Source organism: Brevibacillus parabrevis, from assembly GCF_003710905.1.
Classification (GTDB): Bacteria; Bacillota; Bacilli; order Brevibacillales; family Brevibacillaceae; genus Brevibacillus; species Brevibacillus parabrevis.
On sequence record NZ_RHHV01000012.1, the window covers coordinates 501,862 to 518,708 of the forward strand.

Consider the following 16,847-nt stretch of genomic DNA (forward strand, 5'->3'; position numbering starts at 1 on the left):
ATGGAAGACGGGGCAATTATAATGGAAGATTCTGATGAAAGATGGCCTGCCAATTGGTTACAATAGAGAAGTATACGCAGATGGAGAAGGGAGAAGTTGCAATGAAAGCACAGACGTCTGATATCGCGTTTCAAAGCTCCCAAATTAACGGGATGAACGTACATATCCTTCCGACCGCCAAATTCAAAACAACGACAATTGTGACGATGATTGAGCAGGCTTTGTCGGAGGAACACGTGACCAAGACGGCGCTTTTGGCCATGGTCATGAAGCGGGCAAGCGAGCGTTTTCCGGAAACGAAGCTCCTGCGCGCGCACCTCGATTTTTTGTATGGCGCCATTTTTGATGTGGATGTCATGAAAAAGGGCGAACGGCAAATCCTGCAAATCTACATGGAGGTGCCGAATGAAAAGTACCTGTCCGAAGGCGATGCCCTTCTGGAACAGGCGATTCAGTTCGTAGGCGACATGCTGGTGCGCCCTTATGTACAAGACAATGCTTTTGCGCAGAAGTATGTGTCGCAGGAAAAAGAAACATTGAAAAAACGGGTCGAAAGCCTGATTGATGACAAGATGAAGTACGCCAACCAGCGGGTAACGGAAGAGATGTGCAAAGGCGAGCCTTTTGCCCTGTTGGTTCAAGGACGGGTGCAAGACTTGTCTGCCATCACGGGACAAGAGCTGTACCGCTATTTTAAAGAAATCACAACGTCCAACCCGATCAACGTGTTCGTAGTGGGGGACGTGGAGCCAGACGCAGTGGCCGCAGCGATCCGCACCCATATCCCGCTGGAGCGCAAAGAAGTTGGCGAGCTGCAAATTGGTGGCGCAGCCAAGACGGTTTCGGAGGAAAAAGAAGTCGTGGATCGACTCGACGTGAATCAGGCCAAGCTGAATATCGGCTGCCGGACACAAGTCACGTACAAGGATGACGATTATCCGGCGCTGCTCTTGTACAACGGCATTTTGGGCGGATTCCCGCACTCCAAGCTGTTTGTCAATGTGCGGGAAAAAGAGAGCCTCGCTTACTACGCTGTATCGCGTCTGGAAAGCCACAAAGGCATCATGATGATCATGTCCGGCATCGAGGTGGGCAAATACTCGCGCGCGGTGGAAATCATCAAGGAACAGCTGGAGCAGATGCGCGCAGGCAACATCTCCGAGGAAGAACTGTCGCAGACGAGAGCCACGTTGTCCAACCAGTTCCGTGAGCTGCTGGACAGTGCCCGCGGCATGATCGATTTTACCTACAATGGCGTCATCAGCGGCCGCAAGCGGAAGCTGGACGAATTGCTCGCCGGGATTGAACAGGCCAGCATCGAAGATATCAAACGGGTGGCGAACAAGGTAGCGATCGATACGATCTACTTGCTGCGCGACAAGAAGGGAGAGGCGTAATCATGCAGACGACCGTTTTTGACCAAGTAAATGAAACCGTCTACCACGAAACATTGGACAATGGGCTGCAAGTCTACCTTGTTCCCAAGCAAGGGTTCAGCAAGACGTACGCCGTTTTTACTACGCGTTACGGCTCGATCGACAGCCATTTCAAAACGCGCAGCGGGGAAGAAATCAATGTGCCGGACGGGATCGCCCATTTTCTCGAACACAAAATGTTTGAGAAAAAAGACCGGGATGTCATGCACGAGTTCAGCAAGAACGGCGCATCGTGCAACGCCTTCACGAGCTTTAACCGCACAGCTTATCTGTTTTCGTGCACAGACAAGCTGGATGACAACCTGAATCTGCTGCTGGACTACGTGCAAGACCCGTACTTTACAGATGCCAGCGTGGAGAAAGAAAAAGGAATCATCGGCCAGGAAATTACGATGTACGACGACAATCCGGACTGGAAAGTCTACATGAACCTGCTCAAGGCCATGTACCAAAAATATCCGATCAACATCGAGATTGCCGGCACGATTGAGACGATCTCGCATATCACAAAAGAGTACCTTTACCAGTGCTACGAGACGTTTTACCATCCGTCGAACATGCTGCTTTTGGTGGTGGGCTCGTTCGAACCGGAGTCGATCATGAAGCTGATCCGCGAGAACCAGACGAAGAAGGAGTTTCCTCCTGCTCCGCAGATTACCCGCGTGTTCCCGGATGAGCCTGCCGCTGTGGCGCAGGCCAAAGTCGAAGCGTTTCTCACGGTCGGTCTTCCGAAGTGCATGATCGGCATCAAGGAAAAAGAAACGGGACTGTCGAAGGAAGCGCTGCTGAAAAGGGACTTGACGACAAAGCTCATTTTGGACATCGCGTTTGGAACCAGCTCCGCCATCTACGAGCGGCTGTACGAAAGCGAACTGATTACGGAGAGCTTTGATTTTGACTACAGCAGCGAAAAAGACTACGCCTATACGATTATCGGGGGAGATACGCCAGACCCGGACCGTTTGGTGGCGACTATCAAAGCGGAAATCGCACAACTCAAGCAAACAGGCATCAACCAGGAAGAGTTCGAGCGGGCCAAGCGGAAAAAGATCGGAAATTTCCTGCGCTCGCTCAATTCCGTGGAGTTTATCGCGAACCAGTTTACAAGCTTCAAGTTCAACGGCAACGATTTGTTCTCCGTCGTGCCGACGCTGGAGTCGATTACATTGGAAGAAGTGGGTCAACGTCTGAACGAGCATTTTCTGGAGGAACAGATGGCAGTTTCTATCGTGCGTTCCGCTTCGCCGCAAGAGTAAGGAGTGGGCATGATGGAAAAGACGCCTTGGGCGTTTATTTCGGGAGCCTCTGGAGAAATCGGCCAGGCGATCGGCACCTATCTGGCTGAGGCAGGGGTTCCCCTTTACCTGCATTACAACCGTTCGGAAAGCAAGCTGGATCGTTTGGTGCAGCTGTGCCAGGAAAGAAATGTACCTTTTTGCAAGCTACAGGCGGATTTGCGGGACCCGGCGCAAATTGCCGCGATGTTTGCCCAGATGCCGTCACCGCCGCTGTTGATTGTCAACAACGCTTCGGCCGATCACGTCGGACTGTTTACCGACGTGTCGGTCGAGATGTTTGACGAGCTGGTCGCGATGAATGTTCGCTCTGCTTTTTTGGTCTGTCAGGCTGCGTTGCCGGCCATGCTCCGTGAGCGATATGGACGGATCGTCAATGTTTCTTCGATCTGGGGGCTTACGGGCGGTTCCTGCGAAGTGCTGTATTCGTTGACGAAGGGCGCGATCAACACGTTTACCAAAGCGTTGGCCAAGGAAATGGCGCCCAATGGCATCACGGTGAACGCCGTAGCCCCCGGCGCGATTGCTGGCGGAATGATGGCGCGGTTTTCCCCTGACGAAGTGGAGATGATCGCAGAGGAAATTCCGGCGAACCGGCTTGGCGATCCGCGCGAGGTGGCGGCTGTTGTGCGGTTTCTGTTATCGGCAGATGCCAGCTATGTGACGGGGCAGATCATTAGCCCGAACGGCGGCTGGTATACATAAGCTTGGGCGTGCATAATTTCCGAGAAATAGTGGAAATCTACCTCCTGTGTGGGCAGCAGAAGACTCTATTGCCCCAACGAAAAAAGGAGGGAATTTCCTTATGTCGATTCTGGACAACTTTCGCGACTGGAAAGAATTTCTCGGAGACCGAGTAGAACAGGCCAGACAGGCTGGGATGGAAAGCCAGACGCTGGAAAACGTAGCGTATCAGATTGGAGGCTACCTCGCCGAGCAGGTTGATCCGAAAAATGATCAGGAGCGCTTGCTGAAACAGCTTTGGGACGCGGGCGATCAACAGCAACAACAAGCGCTGGCTTCCCTCATGGTGAAGCTCGTGCAAAATCCAGATAGCCTGAACAAAGGCAATTAGTCTTTTAAATCCCCTATTCACGGGGATTTTTCTTTTCGCGTTTGTTTGTCGAACGATACGAACGTGATATACTACAGAGGAAGATTATTCTGTCTTGGCGGAGAGGATTCTATATGGAAGCGAAAAAAGAATGGTACATGGAGTACGAAATTGCCCGTAACCGTCCTGGTTTGTTGGGTGACGTGTCTTCTATTCTGGGGATGTTGAACATTAATATCGTCACGATCAACGGTGTCGATACGATGCGCCGCGGCATGTTGCTTTTGACAGATGACGATGAAAAAATGGAGGTTTTGCGCAACGTTGTGCAAAAAATGGACAACATAACCATAACGAGGTTACGTCCCCCTACCATGTTGGATCGTCTCGCTGTTCGCCATGGACGCTACATCGAGCGTGACAGCGAGGACAAAAAAACGTTCCGCTTCGTCCGTGACGAGCTGGGGCTGTTGGTAGACTTCATGGCTGAGATTTTGAAAAAAGAGGGCCATCAGCTAATTGGAATCCGGGGAATGCCTCGTGTCGGGAAGACAGAATCGATGATTGCAGCCAGCGTGTCTGCGAACAAGCGCTGGACGTTTATTTCATCTACTTTGCTGCGGCAGACAGTGCGCAATTCCTTAGCCATTGATGAATTGTCTACTGATCATGTATATTTGATAGATGGAATTGTTTCAACGCTGCGATCGACAGAGAAGCATTACACCTTGCTTCGGGAGATTATGAACTTTCCTGCCGCGAAGATCATCGAGCATCCGGACATTTTTGTAAGAGAATCAGAGTACGAAATATCTGATTTTCATTACATTATCGAGCTTCGTCACTATCCGGATGAGGAAATTACATACGAGCTGATCAACAATCGCGGCTTCGATAATTTTGACATGAATTAAGGAGGGGCAGCTGTGTCTGAGCTAGGTCAAGTCCTGCAAAGGGCCCGCGAAGAAAAAGGAATCACGCTCGACGACATCCAACGAATCACCAAGATACAGCGGCGATATTTGGAAGCCATTGAAAGAGGTCATTTTCATGTACTTCCCGGCCACTTTTACGCGCGTGCGTTCATTAAGAGTTATGCGGAAGCCGTTGGTCTCGACCCGAATCACATCCTGACGCATTTTCAGGCCGATTTGCCAGCCCAGCCACCTACGGAGCAAGTGGAAAGACTGCGTCGCAGGAGAGTTGCTTCCGCGAACAACCCGCTACAGGCAGGAAGATGGGTTACCAAGACGTTGCTGGTGCTTTTCATTGCCTTGATTATTGGCGTTATTTACATCGCAGCGGTAAATAACAACGGCAATACAATCACCCAGCCTGTACCAAGCGGAACGGTCAATCCTGGAGCGGAAATCGTCACTCCGGGCAATGGTGGAGGGGCTACTACTTCTCCGATTGCGCAGCAGCCGCAACCGCCATCTACTGTCACACCTACTCCTGATCCGGGAACGACAACGCCGGAGCCGGGAGAGGTAGCCTCTTCAGCGACGATCACATTCGAGTCGCAGCAAGGCTCCATGTACAATTACTCTTTGCAAGGCGGAGAGAAAATTACGGTTCATTTGAAAGTGAAGGAAGACAGAAGCTGGTTCGGTGTATCGGAAGGAAAAGGCAAGAAGTATGTGGAGGAAGGCGAACTGCGAAAAGGCGCCAAGGAAGAGATCACGATTGAATTGAAGAAATCGGCGTATGTCCGCCTCGGAAAGCCGACGGCCTTGGAGCTGACCGTGAACGGAGCTGCGGTCGATACATCCAAAATGAAGTTCATGCCGTCGAACCTTACCATCAAAATGAAAGAGGCAACAGCACAGTAGGCAAGCATTATGCTTGCCTTTCGTACTTTCGTCTCTTTTGACACTTCCTTTAGGCTTATATTATACTGGATAGGTGTAATATGGGCTGGTATGACCAATTGGAGGAAAGAGGAAAAAAGATGGCAGAGAAGGTAGGCACGCGTGAAAAAGTAGCGATTGTTACGCTGGGCTGTGAGAAGAATTTGGTCGATTCCGACATGATGGCCCATCTGATAGATGAAAAAGGCTATGAACTGGTTGACAATCCGGAAGAAGCAACCGTGGTCATCGTCAATACCTGTGGCTTCATTGATGCCGCCAAGGAAGAATCTGTGAACAAGATTCTGGAGATGGGCGAGCTGAAGGAAGCCGGCAAGCTGAAATCGCTTGTGGTGGCAGGCTGTCTCACACAACGCTACAAAGAGGATATCTTGAACGAGATCCCTGAAGTGGACGGCATTGTCGGAACAGGCGATTTTATGTCGATTACAGGGATCATTGAAGAATCGCTGGAAGGCAAGCGTCCGATTTTTGTGGGCAACCCAATCTTTGCGTACGAAGATGTCGTCAAGCGAAAAGTGAAAGAAGGCACGTATTCGGCATACATTAAAATTGCCGAGGGATGCGACAATGCCTGTACCTTCTGTAGTATCCCCCTGATGCGCGGCGGATTCCGCAGCCGGACGATTGAGTCCATTCTGGAGGAAGCCCGCCATCTGGCGCAGCAGGGGATTGTGGAGATCAGCTTGATTGCCCAGGACTCCACGAACTACGGTACAGATATTTACGATGGCAAGTTGATGCTTCCCGAGCTGCTCAACCGGCTCGCCGAAGTGGAGGGAATCGAGTGGATTCGTCTGCATTACGCATACCCGGGCTTTTTTACAGACGAATTGATTCAAACGTTTGCTACGAATCCAAAGGTATGCAAATACATCGACATGCCATTGCAGCATTCAGAAGACCACATTCTGAAAAGAATGCGTCGTCCGGGTCGCCAAACGGATATTCGCGAGCTTGTCGGTAAAATCCGCGCGCAAGTACCGGATGTTGCCCTGCGAACTTCCTTGATTGTAGGCTTCCCTGGCGAAAACGAAGAGGACTTTGCCAAGTTGTCCGACTTCGTGAAAGACATCCGTTTTGACCGTTTGGGTGTGTTCACTTATTCGAATGAAGAGGACACCCCGGCTTCCCGTCTGCCTGATCATGTGGACGAAGAGGTCAAGGAAAAGCGGGCGAACATGCTGATGGAAATTCAGCGTGAGATTGCAAGCGACCGCAATGGCCGCTTTGTCGGCCAGGAGCTGGACGTCCTGATTGAGCGTTACGAAGGGCGCAACGACATTTATGTAGGCCGGACGCAATACGATGCCCCGGAAATTGACGGGGAAGTATTCGTAACCGGATTCAAAGGCAAATTAGGCTCAATCGTAAAGGTAAAGATCACACACTCCTATGAATACGATTTGGCCGGGGAGGTAGTCTAGGTGAATCTCGCCAACCGCATCACCCTCGCCAGGATTTTCCTGGTGCCGGTAGTTATGTTTTTTCTGCTGGTGCGTTACAACATCGGGACATTTTCCATTGGCAGCCTGACGATGACGTATAACGAGCTGATTGCGGCTTTGGTGTTTATCCTAGCAGCCAGTACGGACGGACTCGACGGTTACATTGCACGCAAACGCAAGATCGTGACCAATCTCGGAAAATTTTTGGACCCGCTTGCCGACAAGCTGCTCATCTCTGCTGCCTTGATTTCCTTGGTAGAGATGCAGCGGCTGGAGGCGTGGATTGCGATTGTGATTATCAGCAGGGAGTTTGCTGTAACAGGTTTGCGCCTTGTTGCTGCGGCTGAAGGACAGGTAATTGCTGCCAGTGCTTTGGGTAAACTGAAAACATGGGTGCAGATCGTGGCGATTACAGCCGTCATGATCCGCAATTTCCCATTCGGCTTTTTCGGGATTCCCTTCGATGAGGTAGCCACTTGGGCCATGGTTGTGATTACGCTTTATTCCGGGTACGACTACTTTGCGAAAAATCGCAACGTCATCCAATACTCGTAGTTACGGGTATTGGTCTCTTTTTTCACAAGACTCTTCTCTTGCGCCACTATCGGTGATAAACTGTTTGGTTAGAGGCTTTTCTACTCTCAAAGAGAATGGATGAGGAAAATGAGAGCGGAGATTATCGCAGTAGGTACCGAGCTTTTGCTAGGCCAGATTGCCAACACCAATGCTCAGTTTCTCTCGCAAAAACTGGCGGAAATTGGTGTCGGAGTGTATTTTCATTCCGTTGTCGGCGATAACACGCAGCGGTTGCAGCAGGTGATCGCCCTCGCAGCCGACCGTTCCGATCTTGTCATTTTTACGGGTGGGCTTGGACCGACTCAGGATGACCTGACAAAAGAAACAGTGGCAGGGCACGTGGGCGTCGGACTGGAGACAAATCCGGAAGCCATGGAAAGAATTGAACAATTCTTTTTGCAACGTGGGATTGTCATGACGGAAAACAATCGGAAGCAGGCGCTGGTTCTCTCAGGCAGCCATGTCTTCCCCAATGACTTCGGGATGGCGCCTGGGATGGCGATCCGTCATGACAGTTGCACGTTCGTGCTTCTCCCTGGACCGCCTAGCGAGCTGTACCCGATGGTGGAGCATTACGTCATGCCGTACTTGACGGATCTGTTGCCGGAGAAGCGAGTATTTCATTCTCATGTGCTGCGCTTCTACGGGATCGGTGAGTCTGCTCTGGAGGAGCGGTTGCTGGATCTGATTGAAAAACAGGACAACCCGACGATTGCTCCGTATGCAAAAGAATTTGAAGTAACGCTGCGGATTACGGCGAGGGCCTCAACGGCAGAAGAAGGAGAAGCCTTGATTTTGCCGGTCGAGGAGGAGATTCGCAAGCGCGTTGGCGAGTACGTGTACGGGATGGGGGAGGATTCTTCCCTGCACGATGTATTGGTAAGCGAACTGAAAAAGCGAAACGAGACCATCGCATGTGCAGAGAGCTGTACAGGCGGCACGATCGCTTCGCTCATTACTTCCGTTCCTGGCAGTTCGTCTGTTTTCCAAGGAGGCATCGTTTGCTATACAAACGATGTGAAAAACCAGCTGCTCGACGTGCCTGAAGAAGTGTTGTCCACAGACGGCGCAGTCAGCCGCCAGACAGCGCAGCTGCTTGCGGAGAATGTACGAGCCAAGCTGGGAGCCACATACGGAGTTTCCGTGACGGGTGTGGCTGGTCCCGATCCATCGGAAGGCAAGCCTGTAGGTCTTGTCTACGTAGGGATTGCGGGTGAAGGGATGCCAACAGTAGTCAAAGAGCTTCGCCTTGCAGGCAGAAGAAAGGCGATTGTTGGGCGTGCCGCCAAATTTGCGCTATTTTATGCGCTGCAAATGCAAAAAGAAAGGTGACGTTTTCATGACGATGTTTTCTGATTTTCCTTTACATAAATCCATTTTGCAGGCGATCCACGATATGGGCTTCGAAGAGCCATCGCCGATTCAGGCAGCCTGCATTCCGAAAGTGCTGGACGGAGGAGACTTGATCGGTCAAGCACAGACCGGAACGGGAAAAACAGCGGCTTTCGGGATTCCGCTTGTAGAAAAAATTACACCAGCCAATCGCGTACAAGCGATTGTGTTGACCCCGACTCGCGAGTTGGCCATCCAGGTTGCCGGAGAGCTTTTGCGCATCTCCAAGTACAACAAAGTGCGCACACTGCCAATCTACGGCGGACAGTCCATCGGTCACCAGATTCGCGCTCTGCGCCAAGGCGTACAGATCGTGGTGGGAACCCCTGGACGCGTCATGGACCATTTGCGTCGCAAAACGCTGAAGCTGGAGAATGTACATACGCTCATTCTCGATGAAGCGGACGAAATGCTGGACATGGGCTTCATCGAAGATATCGAAACAATCATCAATCATATGCCGGAAGAGCGCCAGACGTTGCTCTTCTCTGCAACGATGCCGCCTGAAATCAAGCGTTTGGCTACCCGTTACATGAAACAGCCGCAAACGATCGCTGTCAGCCGCGAAGAAGTGACAGCGCCGTTGATCGAGCAAGTGTACTACAAAGTGTTCGACCGAAACAAAGTGGAGAGCCTGTGTCGCATTCTCGACAGCGAAGATGTAGAGCTTGGCATCATCTTTTGTCGTACCAAACGCGGCGTAGATGAGCTGTCCGAAGTGCTGCAATCCCGCGGATACTTGGCAGATGGCTTGCACGGTGACCTGTCCCAGGCACAGCGCGACAAAGTGATGAACTCTTTCCGTGAAGGCTCGATTGAATTTTTGATCGCAACAGACGTAGCAGCGCGCGGGATCGACGTAGGCAACGTCTCGCACGTAATCAACTACGACATTCCGCAAGACTCCGAAAGCTACGTGCACCGGATCGGCCGTACAGGCCGTGCAGGACGCAAAGGAATCGCCATGACATTGGTGACGCCGCGCGAAGTCAGACAGATGATGTTCATCCAGAAGCAGACAAAAGCGCAAGTGCTGTCCCGCAACGTACCGTCGCTTGAGGAAGTGGCGGAGCGCAAGCAAGAACAGCTTCGCGAGCAGCTGACAAGCCTTTTGGAGAGCGATGCGATCGCGGATATGTACCAAAAGGTCGCGGAATCGCTCGTCGCTCAATACCCGGCCGAGAAAGTCGCGGCTGCTGCATTGCATCTGGCTTTCCATTCCGAGGCAGGCCAAATGCAGGAGGCAGAAGCGTACAACTTCGGAGAGACGGGTGCTGCAAAAGGCATGGTTCGCTTCTTCCTGAACGTAGGCCGCAATGCGAACATGAAGCCGCAAGATTTGGTGCGCGAGATTTCCGAGTCGGTAGGCATTCCTGGCAAATCGGTTGGCCGCATCGACATTTTCGAGAACTTCACGTTCGTGGAAGTGCCGGAAGAAGTGGCGGCATTCGTTTACGAGTCGCTGCGCCAAACCCGCATCAACGGCAAACGCATCAACCTGGAGCCGGCAAAGCCGCGCGGTGCAAAACGCTCCTAATTGCTCAGGTGAAAAACAGACAGCCATTTCTCTGGAACTATCCAGAAAATGGCTGTTTTTTACAATGCGAATATTTGTTCGCAAAAAACACTTGGCAAACGGTTCTATCTCGATGTATGATGAAGACAAGCAAAAGAGATGCGAAAAGTGAAAGGGTGTGTACCATTTGTCAGATCGTCGCGCAGCTTTGGAGAGTGCATTGCGTCAAATAGAAAAGCAGTTCGGAAAAGGTTCCATCATGAAGTTGGGAGAGGTGTCCAACGTTCAGATTTCGACCGTTTCCAGTGGTGCGTTAGCGTTGGATATCGCATTGGGTGTAGGTGGATTCCCACGTGGCCGTATCGTCGAGATTTATGGTCCTGAGTCTTCCGGTAAAACAACCGTAGCGCTCCATGCAATCGCAGAAGTACAACGTCAAGGTGGACAAGCGGCTTTCATCGACGCCGAGCATGCACTGGACCCTGTCTATGCAGCCAAGCTGGGCGTGAACATCGATGAGTTGCTGCTTTCCCAGCCGGATACAGGGGAGCAAGCATTGGAAATTGCTGAAGCGCTGGTGCGCTCCGGTGCAGTAGATATCATCGTCGTGGACTCTGTAGCAGCACTGGTTCCAAAAGCAGAGATTGAAGGCGAGATGGGAGATTCCCACGTAGGTTTGCAAGCCCGCCTGATGTCGCAAGCTTTGCGCAAACTGTCCGGTGCGATCAACAAGTCCAAGACAATCGCGATCTTCATCAACCAGCTGCGTGAAAAAGTAGGCGTGATGTTCGGTAACCCAGAGACAACTCCAGGTGGACGCGCTCTGAAATTCTACGCCAGCGTGCGTCTGGATGTTCGTAAAGCAGAATCGATCAAAGTCGGTAACGACATCCTTGGCAGCAAGACCAAGATCAAAGTCGTGAAAAACAAAGTAGCGCCACCGTTCAAAGTCGCTGAAGTGGACATCATGTACGGGGAAGGGATCTCCAAAGAGGGCAGCATCCTCGATATCGGTTCCGAAATCGATGTGGTACAAAAAAGTGGTGCTTGGTACTCCTTCAACGAGGAGCGCCTCGGCCAAGGACGGGAAAACTCGAAAGTCTTCCTCAAAGAAAACCCGCATATTGCTTCCCAAATCGAGACAAAGGTTCGCGAGTATTTCAGCCTCAATCCAGGCTCTGTTCCTGAAGCAGAACCAGTCGTCGATCCTGAGCAAGACGAAGAGCCAGCATTTGACCTTGAGTAATGGAGCATAAGTGAACAGCCTGTCGATGAGACAGGCTGTTTTCTGTGACAGACGTCCCGAGGCTTTTCTATGTTCTATTAGATTGAACAACAAAGCCGAAGAAAGGAGTGGGCCAAAATGAAGAGCGGCCAAATCACTGCCGTTCACCGCGACAACAAGCAAAAGCAGCGGTATCACATTGATTTGGATGGGGAGTATGCGTTTACGGTACATGAAGACATACTGGTAAAGTACAACCTATTTAAAGGCACCGATGTGGACGAGTCGTTTTATTGTGAAGTGCTGGTGGCGGAAGAGCGGCACAAGGCGTATTTGGGCGCCCTGAAATACTTGGGGATGCGCCCGCGCACCCGCAGTCAGCTGCAAGCGTATTTGCTGGACAAAGGCTTTGATGCAAAAGTTGCCGATGAAATTTGCCAGCGTTGCGAAGATCACGGATACATAGACGATGAAGCATTTGCCAAGCAGTGGGTGGAAGAACGGCTGCGCCTGAAGCCGCGAAGCTCCTACATGCTGCGCATGGAACTGGCGCAGCGCGGGGTAGACAAGGCGATTGCCGAAGATGCCGTGCAAGGCGTTTCAAGAGAGGCTGAACTGGAGGCTGCCCGCGCTTTGATAGAGAAGAAAGCGCGACGGATCACAGGAGCGCCGAATCCTGACGAGGAGCGAAAACTACTCGCCATGCTGATGCGCAAGGGCTTCTCGCATTCCATCGTCCAGCAAGTTCGCACAGAATTGCGTCAGAGAAGGGACGAAGAGCGCTGACTCTATTTGCATGATCTTGACAATTCTTGTTCACAAATAATAAAATAGGTTTGTATTTACTTGGTGTATCATAACTTTTGACGCTTTGCTCACTCGTTGCCTGTGAAACAACTGAACAACCGTGCGATAGCAGTACGGATTCAGCGGACCGAGTAAAATCGGTCTTGTTTTTTAGCGAATGCTCTATGTGAGAGCAAAACGAAAGCGGCACTCCATGAAAAACGAATGCTTGGAAAGCGGGGAGATCTTACAATAAGGAGGTGAAACGAAAAAGTCTATGGAGCCTATACTAACAGTTGTCATCGTGCTCGTCGCCCTGCTCATCGGCTTGGGTGCTGGCTACTTCATTCGAAAATCGATTGCGGAAGCAAAGATCTCCAGTGCGGAGGAAGCTGCACGCCAGATCGTCGAGGAAGCGAAACGGGACGCCGAAGCCGTTAAAAAGGAAAAGGTGCTGGAAGCCAAGGATGAAGTGTTCAAACTTCGTTCCGAAGCAGAAACCGAGTTGCGCGAAAGACGCAACGAGATCCAGCGTCAGGAACGGCGCATTCTTCAAAAAGAAGAAACGCTGGACCGCAAGATGGAACAGTTGGAGCGCAAAGAGGAAGAATTGGCTGAGCGCGACCGCGCCATCGCAGAACTGCAAAGCAAGGTAGAGCACTTATATAAAGAACAAGTTTCCGAGTTGGAACGCATTTCCGGATTGACGCAGGATGAGGCGAAAAATATCATTCTGACTGACGTGGAAAATACCGTTCGCCACGAAATGGCCGTGATGATCAAAGAGATAGAGACGCAGGCCAAAGAAGAGGCGGACAAGCGCGCTCGCGAAATTATTACCACCTCCATTCAGCGCTGTGCAGCTGATCACGTAGCAGAGACAACCGTTTCTGTGGTGACGTTGCCAAACGATGAGATGAAGGGACGGATTATCGGACGGGAAGGACGAAACATCCGTGCTTTGGAGACGTTGACGGGAATCGATCTGATCATCGACGACACTCCGGAAGCAGTCATCCTGTCTGGCTTTGATCCGATCCGTCGGGAAATCGCCAAGACAGCGCTCGACAAGCTCGTTGCAGACGGACGCATCCACCCGGCCCGCATTGAGGAAATGGTGGAAAAAGCGCGCCGCGAAGTAGACGAGCGTATCCGTGAATACGGAGAACAAGCAACATTTGAAACTGGCGTACATGGCCTGCATCCGGATCTGATCAAGATTTTGGGACGACTGCGTTATCGTACCAGCTATGGTCAGAACGTGCTGAAGCACTCGATGGAAGTGGCTCATCTCGCTGGCTTGATGGCAGCAGAACTGAAAGAAGACGTGAAGCTGGCCAAACGTGCAGGTCTTCTGCACGATATCGGAAAAGCGATTGACCATGAAGTGGAAGGCTCACACGTGGAAATCGGTGTGGAGCTGGCCAAGAAGTACAACGAGCATCATGTTGTTGTCAACAGTATTGCTTCTCATCACGGTGATACCGAACCAACTTCCGTCATTGCCATGCTCGTGGGAGCGGCAGATGCTCTGTCTGCTGCACGTCCAGGCGCACGCCGTGAGACATTGGAAACTTATATCAGACGTTTGGAGAAACTCGAAGAAATCTCTGAGTCGTTCGATGGCGTAGAAAAGTCTTATGCGATTCAAGCGGGACGCGAAATTCGCGTAATGGTTCAACCTGACAAGATTGATGATGCGGAAGCTACCCGTCTGGCACGGGAGATCACAAAACGAATTGAAAATGAACTGGACTACCCGGGACATATCAAAGTAACGGTCATCCGTGAAACACGGGCAGTCGAGTATGCAAAGTAAAGTGGCTAATGGCCACTTTACTTTTTTTCTAAACGCTTGCAGTTGTGTATACTAGCAATGAGGTGAATGTCAGATGAAGCTGTTGTTTATCGGAGATATTATGGGATCGCCCGGCAGAGAAATCGTGAAAACGTACCTGCCGCTTTTGAAAAGAAAATACGGACCAACCTTTATCGTCGCCAATGGCGAAAATGCGGCACACGGTCGCGGGATTACAGAAAAAATTACGAAAGAGCTGTTCGAATGGGGAGTCCAGGCGATTACGCTCGGAAACCATACGTGGGATCAACGAGAAATTTTTGACTTTATCGATGATGAGCCGCGAATGATTCGTCCGGCGAATTTTCCGGCAGGAACGCCTGGAAAAGGCATTACATACATCAAGCAGCCAGAAGGAGAGCTGGCGGTAATCAATTTGATGGGCAGGACGTTCCTTCCTCCGCTCGATTGCCCGTTTCAGATGGCAGACAAACTGGTTGAGCAAGCGCGCAAACGCACCAAATTGATTTTTGTCGATTTTCACGCCGAGGCGACATCAGAGAAGCAAGCCATGTCCTGGTACCTCGACGGGCGGGTTAGCGCGGTTGTAGGTACGCATACGCACGTGCAGACGGCTGACGAACGGGTTTTGCCGCAAGGAACAGGCTTTTTGTGCGACGTGGGCATGTGCGGCCCAAGCAACGGCATTCTCGGGATGGAGCGGGAAGCCGTGATCAAGAAATTTTTGACCCAGCTGCCTGTCCGTTTCGAAGTGGCGCCTGATCCGGCGCAGTTGAACGCTGTCCTGATTACGCTGGATAAAGCCACGGGTCACGCGAAGAAATTGCAGCGAATCAGAATTGACGTAGACCACCCGTTTATGGAATAATAAACATAAGATTAGAATTTTTTGAATCTTTCTAGCGAGTTAGCAGGAATTTTTAGGGGTTATGCGAATATCATTCTAATGATGACAGGATTCCTATCAGACGGGAGGTTCAAAAAGGATGGAAGTATTAAAAGTTTCAGCAAAGTCTAACCCCAATTCCGTTGCTGGTGCCCTTGCCGGCGTTCTTAGAGAACGCGGTGCAGCTGAAATCCAAGCCATTGGCGCTGGGGCGCTTAATCAAGCTGTGAAGGCCGTAGCAATCGCACGAGGGTTCGTAGCGCCGAGTGGAGTTGACCTCATATGTATTCCAGCCTTTACCGACATCGTGATTGATGGAGAAGAGCGTACTGCAATCAAACTAATCGTAGAACCCAGATAATAAAACTGCAAACGTATCGCCTGCCTGTTTGTTCGAAGAATGAACAGGTTTTTTCGTGTGCAAATATGCGGTTACATAGAAGGAGAGAGAATCATGAACGTATTCGATGCGCATTGCGATGTATTGTGCAAGCTGTGGAAAGAGCCGGAGCGTGACTTCTATAAAGAAGACGATTTTTTGCAGGCTGGTTTTCCCGCTCTCGTGAAAGGGAATGTAGATATACAGGTGCTTGCCTGTTTTGTTCCTACTCATGTGCCTTATGGCCGCCGTTTTCATACGATACTAGAAATGATCGATATATTTTATGAAAAGGTGGCGAGTGAACAATTCCGCCCGATTTACACGAAAGCTGATTTGGACGAGCGCGTATTAAAGGGGGAGAAAGGGGCTATTCTGTTTGTAGAAGGAGCACACGCCCTGGAGGAAAGCCTCGTACAGCTTCGCACATGGTATCGCCTTGGTGTTCGCGGAATGACATTGACCTGGAACCACGGCAACTGTGTGGCAGATGGCAGCGGGGAACCGAACCCGGGTGGACTCACCGCATTTGGTCGACAAGTAATAGAAGAAATGAATCGGCTCGGGATGATCGTCGACGTTTCCCACTTGGCCGATCCGGGGTTTTGGGACGTGATGGAGATTTCCAAAGCACCTGTCATCGCTTCCCACTCCAATGCGCGACAAATTTGCCGCCATCCGCGCAACTTGACGGACGAGCAGATTTGCGCCTTGATTGCCAAGGATGGAGTCATGGGGCTGACGTTTGTCGACTTTTTCACGGTGGAAGAGAAGCGGACGGCATGGATTGATGACTTGCTGCGCCATTTGGATCACGTATGCGGGCTGGGCGGAGTCGATCATGTTGCGTTTGGTTCCGACTTTGACGGCATCACGAACACCTTTGGCGACCTGTCTTCCTCAGCAGCGTATTCCCAATTACTAGAAGCTCTGCTTAGACGTTACAAAGAGGCGGAAGTATTGAAATTTGTGCGAGGAAATTGGTTGCGTGTTTTCGGAAACGTGCTACAATAATACATGAGGATATTAATGTACCAAGTTCAACATTAAAATTCAGGTCAAAAGTAAGTTGAGTAAAAGCACTTGCAATTTGACAGGGACAGGACTACAATTGTTACTGTCTATGCACAGAATTGTCACATCTTATCAATCTTTTCGGGTAAG

At 50.9% G+C, this 16,847-nt stretch carries 16 protein-coding genes; all 16 read left to right on the top strand.

The genetic code is table 11. The features are described 5' to 3' along the window. Window positions 1-101 precede the first annotated feature (101 nt). The 16 genes from yfmF to EDM60_RS18425 all read left to right on the top strand — a co-directional run bounded on the left by yfmF (window position 102) and on the right by EDM60_RS18425 (window position 16,697). Window positions 102-1,397: an EF-P 5-aminopentanol modification-associated protein YfmF gene (gene yfmF, locus EDM60_RS18350; protein ID WP_122965248.1), complete on the top strand. Its 1,296-nt coding sequence runs from the start codon at window positions 102-104 to the stop codon at window positions 1,395-1,397. 2 nt (window positions 1,398-1,399) lie between these two features. Further along, complete coding sequence (gene yfmH / locus EDM60_RS18355) at window positions 1,400-2,692, top strand: EF-P 5-aminopentanol modification-associated protein YfmH (protein WP_122965249.1); 1,293 nt, start codon at window positions 1,400-1,402, stop codon at window positions 2,690-2,692. A 9-nt stretch (window positions 2,693-2,701) separates the two neighbouring features. Continuing rightward, a complete protein-coding gene (gene ymfI, locus EDM60_RS18360; protein ID WP_122965250.1) occupies window positions 2,702-3,436 on the top strand; it encodes an elongation factor P 5-aminopentanone reductase in 735 nt (244 codons plus the stop codon). A gap of 100 nt (window positions 3,437-3,536) precedes the next feature. Further along, a complete protein-coding gene (locus EDM60_RS18365; RefSeq protein ID WP_122965251.1) occupies window positions 3,537-3,806 on the top strand; it encodes a DUF3243 domain-containing protein in 270 nt (89 codons plus the stop codon). A gap of 113 nt (window positions 3,807-3,919) precedes the next feature. Beyond that, entirely contained in the window at window positions 3,920-4,699 is a 780-nt protein-coding gene (locus tag EDM60_RS18370) for a YmfK family protein (protein ID WP_122965252.1), read from the top strand. Between the two features lie 12 nt (window positions 4,700-4,711). Then, window positions 4,712-5,617 (top strand): helix-turn-helix domain-containing protein, encoded by a 906-nt coding sequence (locus EDM60_RS18375; RefSeq protein ID WP_122965253.1) that lies wholly within the window; start codon window positions 4,712-4,714, stop codon window positions 5,615-5,617. Window positions 5,618-5,736: 119 nt separating this feature from the next. Then, window positions 5,737-7,083 (top strand): 30S ribosomal protein S12 methylthiotransferase RimO, encoded by a 1,347-nt coding sequence (gene rimO / locus EDM60_RS18380; protein WP_122965481.1) that lies wholly within the window; start codon window positions 5,737-5,739, stop codon window positions 7,081-7,083. After that, complete coding sequence (gene pgsA / locus EDM60_RS18385) at window positions 7,084-7,659, top strand: CDP-diacylglycerol--glycerol-3-phosphate 3-phosphatidyltransferase (RefSeq protein WP_063227562.1); 576 nt, start codon at window positions 7,084-7,086, stop codon at window positions 7,657-7,659. 108 nt (window positions 7,660-7,767) lie between these two features. Further along, window positions 7,768-9,012, top strand: a complete 1,245-nt coding sequence (locus EDM60_RS18390) for a competence/damage-inducible protein A (RefSeq protein WP_122965254.1) — start codon at window positions 7,768-7,770, stop codon at window positions 9,010-9,012. Between the two features lie 7 nt (window positions 9,013-9,019). Beyond that, window positions 9,020-10,609, top strand: coding sequence for a DEAD/DEAH box helicase (locus tag EDM60_RS18395; RefSeq protein ID WP_122965255.1), 1,590 nt, complete (start codon window positions 9,020-9,022; stop codon window positions 10,607-10,609). Between the two features lie 166 nt (window positions 10,610-10,775). Continuing rightward, window positions 10,776-11,834, top strand: a complete 1,059-nt coding sequence (gene recA / locus EDM60_RS18400) for a recombinase RecA (RefSeq protein ID WP_122965256.1) — start codon at window positions 10,776-10,778, stop codon at window positions 11,832-11,834. A gap of 117 nt (window positions 11,835-11,951) precedes the next feature. Then, a complete protein-coding gene (locus EDM60_RS18405) occupies window positions 11,952-12,599 on the top strand; it encodes a regulatory protein RecX (RefSeq protein ID WP_122965257.1) in 648 nt (215 codons plus the stop codon). A gap of 277 nt (window positions 12,600-12,876) precedes the next feature. After that, window positions 12,877-14,418 (top strand): ribonuclease Y, encoded by a 1,542-nt coding sequence (gene rny / locus EDM60_RS18410; protein ID WP_122965258.1) that lies wholly within the window; start codon window positions 12,877-12,879, stop codon window positions 14,416-14,418. Between the two features lie 73 nt (window positions 14,419-14,491). Next, window positions 14,492-15,286: a TIGR00282 family metallophosphoesterase gene (locus EDM60_RS18415; RefSeq protein ID WP_122965259.1), complete on the top strand. Its 795-nt coding sequence runs from the start codon at window positions 14,492-14,494 to the stop codon at window positions 15,284-15,286. Window positions 15,287-15,404: 118 nt separating this feature from the next. Further along, window positions 15,405-15,665, top strand: coding sequence for a stage V sporulation protein SpoVS (spoVS, locus tag EDM60_RS18420; protein ID WP_003385776.1), 261 nt, complete (start codon window positions 15,405-15,407; stop codon window positions 15,663-15,665). Between the two features lie 93 nt (window positions 15,666-15,758). Beyond that, window positions 15,759-16,697 carry a dipeptidase gene (locus tag EDM60_RS18425; RefSeq protein ID WP_122965260.1) on the top strand — a complete coding sequence of 313 codons (939 nt, stop codon included), beginning with the start codon at window positions 15,759-15,761 and terminating at the stop codon, window positions 16,695-16,697. Window positions 16,698-16,847: the final 150 nt, after the last annotated feature.